The following is a 17,225-nucleotide window of genomic DNA, read 5'->3' on the forward strand; positions in this document are numbered from 1 at the left end:
CGGAGGCCGGATGCGACCGGAACGCCTGGCCTGGGTGCTGCTGGCGCTGACCCTCGCCGCGGCTGTCGGCGGCGGCGTCCTGTGGGCTGCCGGGTCCCCGTCGGCCGAGGTGGCGTGGGCCGCCGGAGCGGTGGCGGCCCTGCTGCCCGCCGTCTGGTGGGCGGCGGCGGACCTGCGCGCGGGCCGCATGGGCGCGGACGTGCTCGCGGTGCTGGCGCTGGGCGGCACACTGCTGGTCGGTGAACACCTCGCTGGTGCGGTGATCGGCGTGATGCTCGCGACCGGCCGGGTCCTGGAGTCCGGTGCCGAGCGGCGCGCCGGTCACGACCTGACCGCGCTGTTGGACCGGTCACCGGCGCGGACCAGGCGCAGGGTCGGTGGGGACCTGGTTGCGGTGGACGTGGACCGCGTGGCGGCCGGTGACCGGGTGGTCGTGCTGCCCGGCGAGGTCGTGCCGGTGGACGGCTGCCTGGTGGGGACCGGCACGTTCGACGAGTCGGCGCTGACCGGTGAGCCGCTGCCCGTGGACCGTGCGGCGGGCGAGCAGGTCAGCAGCGGTGTGGTCAACGCCGGTGGCGCCGTGGACCTCGTCGCGAGCAGACCCGCCGCCGAGAGCACCTACGCGGGTGTCGTGCGGCTGGCGGGTGCGGCAGCGGCACGCGGTGCGCCGGTCGCGCGGTTGGCCGACCGGTTCGCGGCCGCCTTCCTGCCGTTCGCGGTGGCGGTCGCCGGGCTGGCGTGGCTGGTGACCGGTGATCCGGTCCGCGCGGTCGCCGTGCTGGTGACCGCCACGCCCTGCCCGCTGCTGCTGGCCGTGCCGATCGCCGTGACCGCGGGCATGTCCCGCGCCAGCAGGCAGGGCGTGGTGGTGCGTGACGGCCGCGCGCTGGAGGCGTTGGGCCGGGCCGAGATCGCGGTGCTGGACAAGACCGGCACCGTCACCGCGGGCGCGCCCTCGGTGACCGAGGTCCTCACCTCGCCGGGCTGGGACCGCGAGGTGGTGCTGCGCATGGCGGGCTCCGTGGAGTTGTTGTCGTCCCACGTCCTCGCGGGGGCGGTCGTGCGGGCCGCGCGGTCACTGGGCGGCACACCGGCCGTCGACGTCCGCGAGGAACCCGGTACGGGCGTCACCGGCATCGTCGACGGCGCGGTTGTCACCGTGGGCAAGCCACCGTGGACCGAGGAGCCCGCGACCGGGTGGGCGGCCTCGGCACTGCGGCGCGCCCAACTCGACGGCGCCACACCGATCTGGGTCACGGTCGACGGCGAGCCCGTCGCGGCCCTGCTCGCCCGGGACGAGATCAGGCCGGACGCCGCCCGCACGCTGCGCCGGCTGCGGGCGGTGGGCCTGCGGCGCATCGTGCTGCTGACCGGCGACCGCGCCGGTGCCGCGGCCGAGGTCGGCGGTCTGCTCGGTCTGGACGAGGTGCGGGCCGACTGCACGCCCGCGAGCAAGGTGCGTCGAGTCGAGGCCGAACGCCGCCGCGGCGTGACCGTGGTGGTCGGCGACGGCCTCAACGACGCACCGGCGCTCGCCGCGGCCGATGTCGGTGTGGCACTGGGCGCACGGGGCGCGACCGCGGCGGCCCAGGCCGCTGACGCCGTGGTGCTCAGCGACCGGATCGATCCGCTGGCCGGGGCGGTCGAGACGGCTGCGCGGGCCCGCCGGATCGCGGTGCAGAGCGCGGGCGCGGGGCTCGGGCTGTCCGTGCTCGCCATGGGGCTGGCCGCGTTCGGTGTGCTGGTCCCGGTTGTCGGTGCCCTCGTGCAGGAGGTCATCGACGTGGCCGTGATCCTCAACAGCCTGCGTGCCGTGCTGCCTGCCAAGGCCGTGCGCCTCGGTCAGCGCGACCAGGAGTTGCTGCGGCGTTTCGCCGAGGAACACCGGCTGTTGATGCCGGTGCTCTCGGCCGTGCGCAGTGCGGCCGACTCGCTGTCGGACGGGCCCACCGAGCAGGCCGAGGTCCAGGTCCGGCGGGCGTACCAGTTGCTCGTGGACCACTTGCTGCCACACGAACGCGCCGAGGAGCACGAGCTGTACCCCGCGCTGGGCGAACTGTTCGGCACCGCCGAGACCACCACGACCATGAGCCGCGGGCACGCCGAGATCGAGCGCCTCGTGCGCAGGCTTGCCCGGCACCTGTCAGCTGGGCACCTCGAACCAAGCCAGGTCGACGACCTGCGCGCGACGCTCTACGGTCTCGGCGCCGTGCTGGCCCTGCACTTCGCTCAGGAGGAGCAGGGCTACTTCAGCCTCACGCCCGGTTCGCCGAGCACCTCGTGAGCCGAGAACTCGGTCAGGGGGTCTGGTAGCCCACGTCCTCGTACAGGAGGCGGTCCACCTCCCGTTCGGTCGGACCGCGTCCGGTGAACCGGGCAACGGCCGTCACCCCCTTGGCTTCGAGGTGGCGGTGGTCCTCGAAGTCCAGCCCCGCCAGGGCCCGCGCGACCTCGGGGTCCTCGCTGGCCGGGAGCTCGCCGAGCAGTTCCTCCGCCCACAGCACCTCGCCGCCGCGGGCGAAGGACAACTGGGTGAGGGCGTTGACGTTCCAGAACATGCTGGCCGCCCTGCCGTTGCGGGACAGTGCTCGCAGCACCTCGTGGTTCGAGCCCTGGAACCCGTTCACCTCGACCGCGAAGACCACCCCGTCGCAGGCCTGCACGGCGACTGCCGGGGTCCAGTCCCCGGATTCCAGGCATTCCCACAGGGACAACGGGTCCTCGGGATCGGCGCCGAAGGCCGCCACGACCTCCTCCGCGGTCAACCCGTCGACCACGGTGACGGTGGCCGCCACGGACAGTTGGCTCTGCTCGATCCACCGGAACTCGGCCTCTGGCGCGAGCACGACGGGCGGTTCGGCCTCACCTCGCAGCCGGTGCCCGAGCCGGTCCGTGCGCTTGTGCACGATCGGTGGCGCGGCGGGCGCCGACCACACCACCACCTCGTACCGCTCCGCGTCGTCACCGTCGCGGCCTCGGGCGTGCACCCTGGCCCGGTACTCACCCGGCCACGGTGGCGCGCAATCCTCCTGCCGGCCGCCGGTGATCGTGGCGAACCCGGTGTCCGCCGTCCAGCTGACCTCCACGACCTCGTCCCAGATCGCGAGCATGACCTCGGACGGCGGCTCGGCCAGGACGCTCAGTCCGACCGGCACCCGGCCCGTTTCCGCGCCCACGCGGACCGCCAGCCCGCCGGGGATCGCCGCCACGAGGCCGTTCTCCGTGAAGTCCACCTCCGGGGGAACTCCGCGTTCGGCCAACGCGTAGCGGCTGTCGGTGATCTCCGCCTGCACGGTGGACATCCGCGGCACGAGGTACTCCGCCCGGCGCTTGTCGAGCATGGCCGCGGCGTAGGCGGGCGGTTCGGGTGCCTCGCGCAGCACCAGCACGGCCGCGCCGAGCGCCGTCCCGATCACCGCGGGGGAGTCGACGTCCAGTTCCCGCAACACCGCGCTGGCCGTGGTGACCGCCAGCGCCAGGTAGGCCCTGCCGTGTCGCGCCATGATCTCCTGCTCACCCGTGACCTCCGGGTCGACGGTGAGCAGTTCCCGGATGCCCGCCTCGCGCGCCAGGTACCGGGTCAGCTCGACCACCAGGTCGGTCGCGCCGGGATGAGTGATCTCCAGCAGGGACAGGGCCTTGGTCGTCTCGGGCTCGTCGTTCGAGGACAGGAAGGCGAACATGCCCGAGGTCCGCTGCACGAGACCGGTGGTGAGTCCACCAGGCGCTCCCATGTGGAGTTCCGCCACGGTCAGCTCCAGTGCGCCGAGCAGCCGGGTCGCCAGCAGCGGGCCCAGTGAACGCTGCGCCGCCTGCACGAGCGTCTGGTGCTGATCGTGCGTGCCGTCGAACCGGTGTCGGCCCAAATCCGCCGCTGGTGGGCCTGGAATCCTTGCCAGCACTGCGGAAAAGGCTTCTGCGACCGCTGTGGTCAACCCCTTGGGAACGCGCACGGCCCCATGCTGCCACGGGTCCGACCCGATGTCCGCCGAACGATCGGACAGGCACACCGGTGGCGGCTTCCCGCTCACTCAACGGGGATGACCACCTCGGTGAGGTAGTTCTCCGGCAGCGGGTCCTCGTTCGGCCCCACCAGGTAGACCTCGGTGGGATGCCCCACCGTTCGGTGCCCGGTGCGCTGTATCCAGTCGATGAGGGCCTGGTAGGCGCCCGTGATGTCCTCGTAGGGCCCCTTGTGGAAGACGTGCGCGACGATGCGTCCCGGCCGCCGCACGAGTCCACCGACCCCGGCGCGCACGGGGTCCGCGCTCACCGGCAGGTCCGCCTCGATCTCCGCCACCTCACCGGGGCGGAACTGCCTCAGGTAGGTCACCTCGGTCGGACCGACCGGATCGAGCCCGGCCTGCACGGCGGCGGAGGTGAGTTGGGCGAACGCGGTCCGGACCGCCTCACCGATCTGTTCCGCGGGCACGCTGCTGCGCACGCGCAGCACGACACTCGGCGGGAGTTCCTTGAGCTGCACCAGGTACGACACCACAACGTCCTCCACCAGTGCTCGGCTGACCCAGCGGTCACTTCGCGGAAATGGCGATGCGGTGCGGCTTGGCGACCTCGCTCTTGGGCACCCGGATGGTGAGCACCCCGTCCCGCAGCTTGGCGTCGATCTTGTCCGCGGCCAGGTCCTGCGGCAGGCTCACGCGGTAGAGGAACCGCCCGGTGCGGCGTGCCCGGCGCCGGTGTGCCCCGCGCCGCTCGGCCTGCTCGAGCATCCCGCTGACGGTCAGTTCGCTGCCTGCCAGGTCGATGGTGACGTCCTCGCGCCGAACCCCGGGCAGGTCGATCTCGATCAGGTAGTCCTCGGCGGTCTCGGTCACGTCGGCCAGCGGTGACCACGCGGTCTGCGAGATGTCCTCGCCCCGGTCCGTGAAGGAGTCCATCCACCGGCCCAGTTGGCCGTAGAGGTCCTCCAACTCGTGGAGGGGATCCCAGCTGCCGAAGGGACTGTGTGGCCGGACGAGGTGCTGTGCCATTGCGCTGATCTCCTGACGTCTCGAATTCGTGATGATGGCTCGGAATCCTCGGGGTGCCGGTCGCGGCGCCCCCACGCTCAGGACACTCCTCGCGCACCAGGGGCGCGAGGGTCACCCTTCCCTGTCCCGCAGGGACCAACGGCCCGGGTGCCGTGCCGCCCCCGACTCACAGCCGCAGATCCCGGCACGCCTTGGTGATCTGCGCCGCCGAGCAGCGCAACTGCTCGATCTCCTCCGGTGCGGGCACGACCGGTTCCACCGCGCCCGCACCGGCACGGCCGACCAGCCGGGGCAGCGACATGCAGGTCCCGGTGATGCCGTGGAAGTCCTCGACCAGGCTGCTCACCGGCAGGATCAGGCGCTGGTCGCGCAGGATGACCTCCAGCAGGTGCGCCATCGCCAGCCCGATGGCGTAGTTGGTGGCGCCCTTGCCCGCGATCACCTCGTACGCCGCGGCGGTGACCGCCCGCGCGATGTCCCCGCGCACCTGGTCCGTGAAGACCCGCACGCCCCCGGCCACCCAGTCCGACACCGGCACCGAGCCGATGTACGCCCCCGACCACAGCGGCACCGCGCTGTCGCCGTGCTCCCCGGCGATGTACGCGCGCACGCTGGGCACACCGACCCCGGCCCGCTCGGAGATCAGTGCGCGCAGCCGCGAGGAGTCCAGCACGGTGCCCGAGCCGATCACCCGGTGCGCGGGCAGCCCGCTGGCCTCGAGCACCGCTGTGGTGATCACGTCCACCGGGTTGGTGACCGGCAGCAGGATCGCCTCCGGCGCCACCTCCAGCAGGCGCGGCACCAGCTCGTGGCACAGCGCCACGTTCCTGCCCGCCAGCGCCATGCGGCTCTGCCCCGGCCGCTGCCGGGCGCCCGCGGTGATCACCACGACGTCCGCGTCCGCGCAGACCGCGACCCGGTCACCGCCGACGATCGTCACCGGCGGCGCGAACATGCTGCCGTGCCGCAGGTCGAGCACCTGGGCGTTGACCTTGGCGAAGTCGATGTCGTAGAGCGCGATCGTGCTCGCCACGGCGTGGATCTGGCAGGCGTAGGCGATGGTCGAGCCCACCGCGCCCGCGCCGACGATGGCGACCTTGCGCGTTGCCGTCAACTGGGACACACGGCGAAGGGTCCACGCCCGGGGCGTGCTCCGGACAGGGCCGGATTCCTCTGCCCGGCACCCTCCGGGTGGAGTCCGTCTCCACCCGGAGGATACGGCGCGGGCCCCAGGACAGCCGCCCGTCCCCACCCATAGCCTTGTCGGTGGTCCCGCATGTCGAGTTGGAGGTCCACCCCGTGAGTGTCAAGCTGGTTGTCGTCGACGATCAGGCATCGGTCCGTGAGGCGCTCGCGGTGATGCTCGGGCTGGCCGAGGACATCGAGGTGGTCGCCACGGCGACCAACGGTGAGCAGGCCGTCGCCGCGGTCGCCGAGCACGGGCCCGACGTGGTGCTGATGGACCTGCACATGCCGGTGCTGACCGGGGTCGAGGCGACCGAGCGCATCCGGGGCATCGCACCGCGGGTGCAGGTCCTGGTGCTGACGACCTTCGAGGACGACGAGTCCATCCTCGCGGCCCTGCAGGCCGGTGCGAGCGGGTACCTGACCAAGGAGGCCGACCGGGCGACGATCCTCCAGGCGGTGCGCAGCGCCAGCCACGGGCAGGCGGTGCTGGACCCCCAGGTGCAGCGCAGGCTGCTGCACCTGGCCACGCGTCGGCCGGCACCGGCGGCGGGGCAGGAGCAGCAGTTCGGCCTGACCGCGCGCGAGCAGGAGGTCCTCGGCCTCATCGGCGAGGGGCTGCGCAACCCGGAGATCGCCGCGCGACTGGTCATCAGCGAGGCGACGGTGAAGACCCACATCAACAACCTGTTCGCGAAGGGCGGGTTCCACTCCCGCGCCGACGCGGTCCGCTACGTGCTCAGCACCCGTCGGTGAGGTGGGGTTGATCTCTCGAACACCTTGGCGCACAACGACTTCGTCCTGACCCGCCGGGAACTCGACACCTGAACGCCCGATCACGCATCGCGCTCGGCGACCTCGATCGGCGCACCGTGCTCGCGGCGCTGCCAGCGCACCCCGGCCACGTCGGTGAACTCCAGCACCGCCCCGGCCTCGGCCACCTCGCCGCCGCCCGGCCACGCGCGGGCGCGCTCGAACGACTCGTCGGCCGACAGCAGCCGGACCTCGTCGATGTCGGTGCCCCTGACCAGCCACGGCCCGGTGCCGCTGTGCCAGCGGAGCCGGACCTCGCGGATCGGTTCCTGGCTGTCGTTGTAGACCGACACGGTGACCACACCCGACTTCGCCCCGGAGGATGGGCGCTCGCAGAACAGGAACACCCGCCGCGCCTGCGCCACGCGCTGCTCAGCGGCGTGCCGCCTGCGTTCGGTGGCGGCCCCGCGCAGCTCCTCGCGGTGAGCCACCAACACCTCCAGCACCCCTTCGGTGGCCTTCTTGCGGTCCGCCAACTGTTCCCGCACCATCCTGAGCTGGTGCTCGCACGTCTGCTGCTGGGTCGCGAGCTGGCCCTGGAGCACGGAGACCTGCTTGCGGTCCGCGTCCGCGCGCGCCGCGTGCCTGCGGACGAACCAGAAGCCGGTGACCGCCGCGGCGGCGAGGGTCAGCACCCCGAACCAGGTGCCCACCGCGATCCACACGGCCGTGGTGTCGTCGATTTTCAATGCCAGGACGGGGAATCTGATCACCGGGCGAGGCTAGCCGGGTCCTCCCGGCCGGTCATCGTTCCGACCTGGCCACAGCGCGCCAGATGGCGTCAGCGCGCACGACGCTGTGGAAGTTGGCGGATTGTTGCCACGGTGTTCTCTGTGTCGCAACGACACACGAGGTTAGCCTGGCCGGGTGGTCACGGGAGCGAGCTTCCCCTACGGCGTCGACCGTGCCCGTGAGCTCGCGCACCGACTGCTCGCGCGCATGGACAGCCGCTGGCGGCACACCGCGGGCGTGGCCGGTCGCGCCGAGGAACTCGCCCTCACCGTCCCGATCGCCGAGCGCGCCGTCCTGGTCGCCGCGGCCTGGCTGCACGACATCGGATACGCCGAACCGTTGGTGCTCACCGGGTTCCACCCACTGGACGGGGCCCGCTACCTCGATCGCCAAGGCTGGCCGCCGCGGATCAGCGCCCTGGTCGCCCACCACTCGGGCGCCCGGTTGATCGCACGGGAACTCGGCGTGTCGGAGCTGCTCAACGCCTACCCGCAGGAGTCCTCCGCGGTGGCCGACGCGCTCACCTGTGCCGACCAGACCGTTGGGCACCAAGGGGAACGCCTGGCGATCCGCGAGCGGCTGGCCGAGGTGCTGCGGCGGCACGGCCCGGATTCCCCGCACGCCCGGGTGCACGCGGTGCGCGGACCCTATCTGCTCGAGATCGCCGAGCGAGTGGAGCGCCGACTGGCGGAGGTCCTCGTTCCGGCGCCGGGGGAGTGCACCGGCTGGCAGGGTGTGGACACCGGCCGGAATTGGACATAGGTTTCTTCCTGTGGGGTGCTGATTCGAGCAGCGGCATTCGCTGTCGTGCGCCACTGTCTGTGGATTAATTCTGTGGGAACGTCCGAGGGCTGGAACTCGCGCGAAATGTTGTGTGAACTGTCAACGGGTGTGTGAGGCTCGCGCGCTTTCTGTTTGTCGCTTCTCGTTCGGTTGGGTACCACTCGGTGTTCGCCCACCTCCTCCACTCTGTGCGAACTCCGCGCCACCAGTGCGGTGCACTGCGACAGGAGGACCAATGCGAAACACATCCCTCGCTTGGCTCACCGTGGCATTACTGGGCATCGGGACACCCCCGATCGCCGCTCCGAACGACAACCCGACCGCGATTCCTTCCATTTCGGCCGAGGCCGAGACCCCCGCCCTGTTCAACGACCGTAGGGGCGGGTACGCCGATGCGGACGACATCGGGATCTGGGTGGACCGGGACCGTGGCGAACGCAGCCTCGTGATCGGTACCGCGAAACAGGGCGGCCTGTACGCCTACCGGCTGTCCGGCGAGCTCGTGCAGCACATCCCCACCCCGGCCGCGCCCGCCTCGGCGCGCAAGCCGAGCCGGTTCAACAACGTCGACGTGCTCCAGGGAGTCGCCCTCGGTGCCGGGGAGCAGGACCTCGCCATCGTCTCCGACCGGGGCCTGGACCAGGTCCGGATCTACCGGATCGCCGGGAAGTCCGAGGACGGCAAGCCGCTGACCGACCTCACCGCGCCGGACGTGCCGCTGGTCTTCTCCGCTGATCAGGGCCAGGTCGACCGGCAGCACACCGCCTACGGCCTGGCCGCCTGGTACGACCGGGCGCAGGGCGCGGCCTACGTGCTGGTGACCCAGCGGCACAGCACCAGGCTCGCACTGCTGCGACTGGTCGCCGAGCAGGACAAGATCGGCTACCAGGTGGTGCGCACCCTGGACCTGCCCGCGCGGTTCACGCTGCCCGACGGCACCACCTGGCAGCCCTGCGCCGATCCGGACGAGGGGCCCCAGGCCGAGGGCATGGTCGTGGACGCGCAGACCGGGGTGCTCTACGCCGGGCAGGAGGACGTGGGCATCTGGCGCATGTCCGCCCGGCTGGACGACACGCCGGTCCTGGTCGACAAGGTCCGGGAATTCGGGGTCTCGCAGACCTACGACCCGGAGAGCGGGAAGTGCGTCAACCCGCGCGATCCCGGTTTCGGTGGCCAGCACGTCTCCGCCGACGTGGAAGGCCTCACCCTGTACTACGGGCGGGACGGTTCCGGCTACCTGATCTGTTCCAGCCAGGGGGACAGCACGTTCGCGGTCTACCGGCGTGAGCCCGGAAACGCCTACGTTGGCTCGTTCCGGGTCGCTGCGGGAAAAACCGTCGACGGGGCCGAACACTCCGATGGTGCCGCGGTCGTCGGTGTGCCACTCGGTGACAAATACCCCAAGGGATTGCTCGTGGTGCACGACGGCGACAACACACCAGAGGTCGTCGCACCCAATGGCGGGAAACGGAACAACACGGACTTCAAGTTCGTCGGCTGGGAGCACGTGGCCGAATCGTTCCCGTCACCGCTGCTCGTCGACACCACCACGGGCCGATGAGGGCCTCGCGTCGTGCCGCGCTGCGGTTGCTGGCGGCAGGTGGCCTGGCCACAGCTCTACCTGTCGCCGCCACGGCCGAAGCCGCTGCCCCGGCTGACCTCGTCATGGTGATCAGGCACGGTGAGAAGGCCGCGCACAGCGGGCCGCCCTTCGGCGTCACCGCGGACGGCAGGCAGGACGGCTCCTCGTTGAACCCGCGCGGGTGGTCCAGGGCGGGCGCACTGGTCGGCCTGTTCACCGGTGCGGGGGCCGGGTTACGTGCCCCGACGGCTATCTACGCGGCCGCCCCGACCGCGGACGGCAAGCGCCACCGCATGGCGCAGACGGTGTCCCCGCTGGCGGCCCGGCTCGGCCTCCGGGTCAACACCACTTACACCAAGGGGGATGAGGTGGAACTGGTCGCCGAGGTGGCCAGGCTGACCGGCTCGACACTGATCTGCTGGGAGCACGGGGAGATCCCGCTCATCGGCCAGCTGCTGGGACCGGTGTCACCCGCCCCGCCGACGAGGTGGTCGGGCGACCGGTTCGACCAGATCTGGCTGTTCACCCGCACCGGGACCGGCTGGGGCTTCACCCAGCGGGCGCAGGCGCTGCTGGACGGGGACCTGCCCAGGACGTGATGTTCCACTAGGCAGTGCTGCGGGGCGCCGGGCTGTTCCGGCGCCCCGCACGCAGTGCAGCCACGCAGTTGGCCTCCTGGTTGTCGCGTGTTTTCCGGGCGTAGCCTAGAACATTACCGGCAATGGGTTCGCCAGTGGCGATCCCGGACATGACGGTGTAAATCGGAAAGTCAGTAGAAGGTGACGCGTCAAACCGATTGGTGCCCTGTATCGCCATTTCTCTGATGCGCGGATTCGCGTGCGGCCACCCCTTTCTGGTGCGGCTTCATCGCCTGTTCGACCTAGGCAACCGGGTTGGGGTGAGTGCGAGTTGAAGATGTGCTTCATTGTGGAGAACTGCTATCGGAACGACAGCATGCCAATCGCCGTGGCCAAACAGATCGCCAACTGGGGCCACCAGGTCGACATCCTGGAACCAGAACGGTCGGCCACCAGGATCACCGAACTGCTGTGGGAGAGCCAGCACGACGCCTGGGTGCTCAAGACGGTCTCCGGCGGGCCCGGCCTGAGCCTGCTCGAGGCGGCCTCGGTCGCCGGGCTGACGACGATCAACAAGGTCTCGGCGATCCGCAAGGTGCGGGACAAGGCGGTGGCCGCGGCGGTGGCCAGGCACCACGGCCTGCCCTTCCCGCTGACCTACTTCGTGTCCACCCCCGACCTGCTCTACGAGGTCCCGCTGGAGCACTACCCACTGGTGGTCAAACCCGCCAACGGCAGCTCCTGCCGCTCGGTCTACCTGGTGCGCGACCGCGCGGAACTGGCCAAGGTGCGGGGAAAGGTCCTCGGCGAGGGTTTCCTGCTGGCCCAGCCCTACATCACCAACCCGGGCACGGACATCAAGGTCTACGCGGCGTGCGGAACCCTGTACGCGACTGCCCAACGCTCTCCGCTGCACCCCGACGCCCCGGTCCGGGACCAGATGATCGCGCTGGCCGACGACGTCGCCGAACTGGTCACCGAGGTGGGCGCGGTGTTCGGGCTCGACCTGTTCGGGGTCGACCTGGTCGAGGGGCCGGAGGGCTGGATGGTGGTCGACATCAACGACTTCCCGAGTTTCCGCTGCGTCCCGGACGCGGTGGGCCGGGTGGCGCGGGGGGTGCTGCGGCTGGCCGCCGAGCGGCGTGTCGAGCTGCCACCTGTCCCGCAGCGGCCGGTGAACGCCCAGAGCGGGTGCTGACATGCACATCTGCGTACTGAGCGACACCAGGGACCACCCGACGCTGACTGCCTTCGCGGAGATCCTCGCGCCCACGGACACCGTGGAGGTGCTGGATCCCAGCCACGCCAACGAGTTCGCCGACCCCGTCCGGTTCGCCGACGTCTACCTGCTCAAGTCGCGCTCGGCGCGAGCTGTGGCCCTCGGCCACTCGCTGCGCCGCAGCGGCGGCGTGGTCGTCAACGACCCCGTGGGCACCGCCAACTGCCAGCACCGGCTTCGCATGGCCCGGCGCGCGACCGTGGCGGGTCTGCCGTTCGCGCCCACCCACGCCTTCACTCGGCTTTCCGAGTTCGTCCGCCAGGCGTCCAGTCATGCGTTCCCGGTCGTGGTCAAGAGCACGCGCAGCCGCCGCGCTGACCTGGTGGCCAAGGTGGACGACCTCCGCCAGCTGCGCTCGCTGGAAGCGCGGTGGGCCGGTGAACCCGTTGTGGTGCAGGAGTTCCTCCCCAACGACGGCTGGGACTACAAGCTGTGGGCGATCGGCGAGGAGGTGTTCCTGGCACGGCGCCGGAGCCGACTTGACCCCGATGCCCCGGCAACGACGCACCCGGTGGGGGACGAGGCGTTCAAGTCCGGCCTGCGGGCGCTGGCCCGCCGCATCGGCGAGGCCTTCTCCTTGCTGGTACACGGGGTTGACGTGCTGCTCACCGCTCGTGGGCCGATTGTCGTTGACATCAATGCCTTTCCCGGATGCCGTGGCGTGTCCGGAGCACCGCAGGCCCTCGCGGCGCTGGTCCGCGAGGTCGCGAGTCGGCGTGCTCAGCGGGCGGGGACAGTGCCCGTCGTACCGCCTCGAGTCGCCCCGACCGTCCTGCCCGCCCTGCACCGCGCGGTCGGCAGGCTGGTCAGCGACCCGGATGTGCGGCTACGGGTGTCCCGCGTACGGCGCAAGCCAGGGCAGGGGCTTGTGGTCAGCTACGCTGCGGGCTCGGCCCGGCCAGTGCTCCTGGCCTCGCTCGCCGAGCATGCCGCCGCCGACCCGGGGGTCACCGATCTGCTGGCCGGTGTCGGGTCCTTGGCGGTGCGAGGTGTGCGGCCAACCGTGGTGGAACTGCCCTCGATCGGCCTTACCGTGCGGTCCTTCCCTTGTGACGAGGGACTGCCCGGTCTGCCCGCCGCGCTCGGCCCCGTACCGGGCGACCAGTTGAGCACTCGGTTGGCCGACGCGTGCCGACTCGTCCTCGACGATCCGTCCGCGCGGGTGGTGTCCGTTCGAGCGACCCCGATCCGGTACAAGCCGGGGTCGCGGTGCGTCATCCGCTACCAGATCACCGCCGCCGCAAGGGATCGCGCCGACCTGCGCGAGCTCGTCGTGTACGGCAAGGTGTACCGGGACCTCGGCGTGGGGCTCGTGGCGCACCGGGTCGCGGAGGCGTTGTGGTGTACGGGCATGCCCTTCGTGGCCCGGCCGCTGGCGGTGGTGCGCGAGCTCGACCTGGTGCTGAGCGAGGCCGCTGGTGGCGCTGACCGCCAAGGCCAGGTCGACGGCAACAAGCTGCTGAGCCCGCACTGGGCGAGCGAGGATCCCCAGACGGCCGTGGCGGCGGTGGCTGCCTGCGCCACGGCCCTGGCCCGGCTGCACGTGGACTGCCCTGCCGACGGCCTGGCCGACCTGACGTGCGGTGCCACGTACGCCCGGCGCGCACGTGGGTGGGCGGCGGCGCTGGCAGGACACGCCCCCGGCTTCGCGGGCGAGATGGCGCGGCTGTCCTCCGCACTGGTCGAGGCGCTGCGGTCCGCGCCGAGCACTGTGCGGACCCCGGTGCACGGGGCTTTCAAGCCCAGCCAGGTGGTCTTCTGCGGACCCACTCGACCGGTGGTGATCGACTTCGATGGCACCGGCCTGGGGGACCCTGCGCTGGACCAGGGCTACTTCCTGGCCTACCTGCGGCCACGGGGCCGAGCGCTGCGGCAGGCGGAGAGCGGGGCGTGGTGCCACGCCGCCCGGCAGCGGTTCCTGGAGGTGCACCTCGACGGCCTGCTCGCCGGCGGTCTCGCCGAGGGGGAGGTGGACGAGGTGCGCCGACGTGCCCACCTCTACGAGGCCGCCGTACTGCTCAAGATCGCCTCACGGCACTCCCGCCGCGTCGCCAGCCCCCGGCCACGGGCGCTGCACGCCGCGCTGGCCGTGGCATGGGACTGCTTGCGGCGCTTCGAGAGCGGGGCGGTGAGTGCGGCATGATCGGGTTCCTGTTCCACGGCCTGCGCGGGCGCCGGGTGCTGGTGCTGACCGCGATCGGCCTGACCTTCGTGGGGGTGGCGGGCAGCGTGCTGGCCGCGTTCCCGCTCAAGTGGATACTCGACAAGATCATCAACGACCGTGATCCGAGCCTGCCCCCGCTCGCCCCGCTGCTCACCGCCCTGGACGGCCTGGCGCCCGGTGGGCCGCGGCCGGTGTCCCCGGGGCACTCGCAGTTCGCCGTCATCCTCGCCTCCGCGACGGTGTTGCTGCTCCTGGGGGCCGCCGAGGCACTGGTCGCGTTCGTCCGGCGGTCGGTGGCCGCCTTCGTCGGCCAGGACCTGGAGGCGGCACTGCGCACCCGCGTCTTCGACCACCTGGTGCGCACCCCGCTGGCCTGGCACGGCCGGCAGCGGCTGGGGGAGGTCGTGCAGCGGTTGAGCGGCAACATCTCCGACATCGGCAAGCTGGTCACCGACGGCCTGGTGGACCTGTTGTCCGGGCTGCTGACCCTGGTCGGCATCCTGGTGGTGATGCTGGCGATCAGCTGGCAGTTCACCGTGCTGTCGATGTGCGTGGTGCCACCGCTTTTCGTGATCGTCGCCTGCTACACGCACCACACCAAGCGAGCGTCCAAACAGGCCGCCCGGGCCGCGGGCCGGGTCGCCGAGGTGGCCGCCTCGATGATCGGCGCCATCGCCGAGGTCAAGGTGTTCACCCTGGAGCGGTGGGCCGGGCGCGTGTTCGCCGAGCGCGCCGAGGCGCAGCGCCGGCCCGCGCTGCGGGCGGGACGGCGGCAGGCGGAGTTCAGCCCACTGGTCATCCTCCTGCTGACGGTGAGCAACACGGTGATCGTCGTGGTCGGCGCGTGGGTCGCCGCCGGACACGACTTCACGCTGTGGCTGGTCACGATCCCGGCGGGCAGCCTGACCGTGGGCACACTGACGGTGTTCCTGGCCTACTCCAAGCTGCTCTACCAACCCATGCGTGACCTGTCCAAGCTCATGTTGCAGGTGTCGGCCGCCGCCGCGGCGGTGGAGCGGGTCCAGGAAGTGCTCGACCAGCCCAGGGAGGACCAGCTGCCGGGCGGGCCCGCTCGCGTCCTGCCGGGCCGGGCGCGGGGCGAGGTGGCCTTCGCGGGCGTGGTCTTCGGTTACCGGCCGGGCGAACCGGTGCTGCGCGGGGTGGACCTGGAGGTACCGGTCGGTACTCGGCTGGCGCTGGTCGGCCTGTCCGGGGGCGGCAAGTCCACGATGGTCAAGCTGTTGGCGCGCCTGCACGAGCCGTGGCAGGGCTCGATCACCGTCGACGGTGTGGACACCCGTGAGCACCCGCTGGAGTTCCTGCGCGGCAACATCGGGATGGTCCTACAGGACTCGGTGCTGTTCGAGGGCAGCGTCCGGGAGAACCTGCTGCTGGGCAGACCCGGGGCCACCGACGAGGAAGTGGTCGCCGCGGCACGCCAGGCGTGCCTGCACGACATGATCATGGAACTGCCCGGCGGCTACGCCGCTCCCGTGCACGAACACGGCGGCAACTTCTCCTGCGGGCAGCGACAACGGATCGCGATCGCGCGGGCCATCCTGCGCGACGCGCCCATCCTCGTGCTCGACGAGCCGACCGCGAGCCTGGACGTCGAGGCGGAGGTCGAGGTGATGCGCGCGATCGAACGGCTCACCGAGGGCCGCACGGTGATCATGATCTCGCACCGGCTGGCCATGCTCGGCCACGTGGACGAGATCGCCGTGCTGGACGGCGGCCGGATCGTCGAACGGGGGACCTACCGGCAACTCAAGGCGCGGGCAGGCGTGTTCGCGCGGCTGCTCGCCGAGCAGAACCGCTATGCGACCGAACCGGTCGAGCTGGATCTGGGTGATCACGCCAGTGCTCACCGGGAAGGCAGGGTGCGGACCACATGACAAACCAACGAACGGAACCAGAAGTACGCGGGCGCCACCGGGGTATGCGGGTGGCTGTTGTCGGCGTGGGCAACTGTGCGGCGTCCCTGGTGCAGGGCGTGCACTACTACCGTGACGCCGAGCCCGGCAGCAGGGTGCCCGGGCTGATGCACGTCCAGTTCGGTGACTACCACGTGCGGGACATCGAGTTCGTCGCCGCGTTCGACGTGGACGCCAAGAAGGTCGGCCGGGACCTGTCCGAGGCGATCGTGGCCAGCGAGAACAACACCGTCACCATCGCCGACGTGCCCCCGCTGGGCGTGCCGGTGCGGCGCGGGCACACCCTGGACGGGCTGGGCCGCTACTACCGCGAGACGATCGAGGAGTCCGACGAGGACCCGGTCGAGGTGGTGCGGGTACTGCGCGAGACCGGGGCCGACGTGCTGGTGTCCTACCTGCCGGTGGGCTCGGAGGACGCTGACCGGTTCTACGCCCAGTGCGCCCTGGAGGCCAAGGTGGCCTTCGTCAACGCCCTGCCGGTGTTCATCGCCTCCGACCCCGCATGGGCGGCCAAGTTCACGCAGGCCGGGGTGCCCATCGTGGGTGATGACATCAAGTCCCAGGTCGGTGCCACGATCACCCACCGGGTGCTGGCCAAGCTGTTCGAGGACCGCGGGGTGCTGCTGGACCGCACCATGCAGCTCAACGTGGGCGGCAACATGGACTTCAAGAACATGCTCGAGCGCGACCGGTTGGAGTCCAAGAAGATCTCCAAGACCCAGTCGGTGACCTCCCAGGTGGACCGGGACCTGGGCGCCCGCAACGTGCACATCGGCCCGTCGGACTACGTGGCGTGGCTGGATGACCGCAAGTGGGCCTATGTCCGGTTGGAGGGCCGCGCGTTCGGGGACGTGCCGCTGAACCTGGAGTACAAGCTGGAGGTCTGGGACTCCCCCAACTCCGCGGGCATCATCATCGACGCGATCCGCGCCGCGAAGATCGCCCTGGACCGGGGTATCGGTGGCCCGATCCTGTCCGCGTCCTCCTACTTCATGAAGTCCCCGCCCGAGCAGTACTCCGACGCCGAGGCACACCAGGCCGTGGAACGGTTCATCCGGGGCGAACTGGAGCGCTGAACGAGCAGGAAATGGGCGTGCGCGGCGGTTACGCCGCTGGCACGTGAATTGTTGCTACTTTCGAATACGGCGTGAATTGGTAATGAAAATCTAAAGCCGCCGAGTCGG

General features: G+C 71.1%; 14 protein-coding genes. 9 read left to right on the top strand and 5 right to left on the bottom strand.

Annotation, left to right across the window (positions count from 1 at the left end; translation table 11 throughout):
• Positions 1-10: 10 nt before the first annotated feature.
• Positions 11-2,284 carry a heavy metal translocating P-type ATPase gene (locus tag KALB_RS18085; RefSeq protein WP_025357125.1) on the top strand — a complete coding sequence of 758 codons (2,274 nt, stop codon included), beginning with the start codon at positions 11-13 and terminating at the stop codon, positions 2,282-2,284.
• A 13-nt stretch (positions 2,285-2,297) separates the two neighbouring features.
• Here the strand turns inward: KALB_RS18085 and KALB_RS18090 are convergent, their stop codons facing one another.
• The 4 genes from KALB_RS18090 to KALB_RS18105 all read right to left on the bottom strand — a co-directional run bounded on the left by KALB_RS18090 (position 2,298) and on the right by KALB_RS18105 (position 6,114).
• Complete coding sequence (locus KALB_RS18090; RefSeq protein WP_025357126.1) at positions 2,298-3,866, bottom strand: DUF6461 domain-containing protein; 1,569 nt, start codon at positions 3,864-3,866, stop codon at positions 2,298-2,300.
• A 161-nt stretch (positions 3,867-4,027) separates the two neighbouring features.
• Entirely contained in the window at positions 4,028-4,495 is a 468-nt protein-coding gene (locus KALB_RS18095) for a GyrI-like domain-containing protein (RefSeq protein ID WP_158510762.1), read from the bottom strand.
• 37 nt (positions 4,496-4,532) lie between these two features.
• Entirely contained in the window at positions 4,533-4,991 is a 459-nt protein-coding gene (locus KALB_RS18100; protein WP_025357128.1) for an Hsp20/alpha crystallin family protein, read from the bottom strand.
• Between the two features lie 166 nt (positions 4,992-5,157).
• Positions 5,158-6,114 (bottom strand): L-lactate dehydrogenase, encoded by a 957-nt coding sequence (locus tag KALB_RS18105; RefSeq protein WP_025357129.1) that lies wholly within the window; start codon positions 6,112-6,114, stop codon positions 5,158-5,160.
• Between the two features lie 176 nt (positions 6,115-6,290).
• Between KALB_RS18105 and KALB_RS18110 the strand changes: the two genes are divergently transcribed.
• Complete coding sequence (locus KALB_RS18110) at positions 6,291-6,932, top strand: response regulator transcription factor (protein WP_025357130.1); 642 nt, start codon at positions 6,291-6,293, stop codon at positions 6,930-6,932.
• A gap of 80 nt (positions 6,933-7,012) precedes the next feature.
• Here the strand turns inward: KALB_RS18110 and KALB_RS18115 are convergent, their stop codons facing one another.
• The gene (locus tag KALB_RS18115) at positions 7,013-7,702 is read right to left on the bottom strand and encodes a hypothetical protein (protein WP_025357131.1); all 690 of its coding nucleotides are present in this window, start codon (positions 7,700-7,702) and stop codon (positions 7,013-7,015) included.
• 154 nt (positions 7,703-7,856) lie between these two features.
• Between KALB_RS18115 and KALB_RS18120 the strand changes: the two genes are divergently transcribed.
• The 7 genes from KALB_RS18120 (at position 7,857) to KALB_RS18150 (ending at position 17,117) form a co-directional block, all read left to right on the top strand.
• Positions 7,857-8,483, top strand: coding sequence for an HD domain-containing protein (locus tag KALB_RS18120; protein ID WP_025357132.1), 627 nt, complete (start codon positions 7,857-7,859; stop codon positions 8,481-8,483).
• A gap of 256 nt (positions 8,484-8,739) precedes the next feature.
• The gene (locus KALB_RS18125; protein ID WP_025357133.1) at positions 8,740-10,065 is read left to right on the top strand and encodes a phytase; all 1,326 of its coding nucleotides are present in this window, start codon (positions 8,740-8,742) and stop codon (positions 10,063-10,065) included.
• Positions 10,062-10,685, top strand: a complete 624-nt coding sequence (locus tag KALB_RS18130; RefSeq protein WP_063750697.1) for a hypothetical protein — start codon at positions 10,062-10,064, stop codon at positions 10,683-10,685. The genes KALB_RS18125 and KALB_RS18130 overlap by 4 nt, the downstream gene beginning before the upstream one ends.
• A gap of 367 nt (positions 10,686-11,052) precedes the next feature.
• Positions 11,053-11,862: an ATP-grasp domain-containing protein gene (locus KALB_RS18135; protein ID WP_158510763.1), complete on the top strand. Its 810-nt coding sequence runs from the start codon at positions 11,053-11,055 to the stop codon at positions 11,860-11,862.
• A gap of 1 nt (position 11,863) precedes the next feature.
• Positions 11,864-14,086: a phosphotransferase gene (locus tag KALB_RS44835; RefSeq protein ID WP_025357136.1), complete on the top strand. Its 2,223-nt coding sequence runs from the start codon at positions 11,864-11,866 to the stop codon at positions 14,084-14,086.
• Positions 14,083-16,002 (top strand): ABC transporter ATP-binding protein, encoded by a 1,920-nt coding sequence (locus KALB_RS18145; protein ID WP_025357137.1) that lies wholly within the window; start codon positions 14,083-14,085, stop codon positions 16,000-16,002. The genes KALB_RS44835 and KALB_RS18145 overlap by 4 nt, the downstream gene beginning before the upstream one ends.
• Positions 16,003-16,046: 44 nt before the next feature.
• Positions 16,047-17,117, top strand: coding sequence for an inositol-3-phosphate synthase (locus KALB_RS18150; protein ID WP_025357138.1), 1,071 nt, complete (start codon positions 16,047-16,049; stop codon positions 17,115-17,117).
• Positions 17,118-17,225 lie beyond the last annotated feature (108 nt).

Source organism: Kutzneria viridogrisea DSM 43870 (genome assembly GCF_000525635.1).
Classification (GTDB): Bacteria; Actinomycetota; Actinomycetes; order Mycobacteriales; family Pseudonocardiaceae; genus Kutzneria; species Kutzneria viridogrisea.

Excerpts from the sequence above, each read along its gene's own strand:
- KALB_RS18150 (WP_025357138.1), top strand. The coding sequence starts at position 16,047 with ATGCGGGTGGCTGTTGTCGGCGTGGGCAACTGTGCGGCGTCCCTGGTG.
- KALB_RS18085 (WP_025357125.1), top strand. The coding sequence starts at position 11 with ATGCGACCGGAACGCCTGGCCTGGGTGCTGCTGGCGCTGACCCTCGCC.
- KALB_RS44835 (WP_025357136.1), top strand. The coding sequence starts at position 11,864 with ATGCACATCTGCGTACTGAGCGACACCAGGGACCACCCGACGCTGACT.
- KALB_RS18100 (WP_025357128.1), bottom strand. The coding sequence starts at position 4,991 with ATGGCACAGCACCTCGTCCGGCCACACAGTCCCTTCGGCAGCTGGGAT.
- KALB_RS18125 (WP_025357133.1), top strand. The coding sequence starts at position 8,740 with ATGCGAAACACATCCCTCGCTTGGCTCACCGTGGCATTACTGGGCATC.
- KALB_RS18130 (WP_063750697.1), top strand. The coding sequence starts at position 10,062 with ATGAGGGCCTCGCGTCGTGCCGCGCTGCGGTTGCTGGCGGCAGGTGGC.
- KALB_RS18145 (WP_025357137.1), top strand. The coding sequence starts at position 14,083 with ATGATCGGGTTCCTGTTCCACGGCCTGCGCGGGCGCCGGGTGCTGGTG.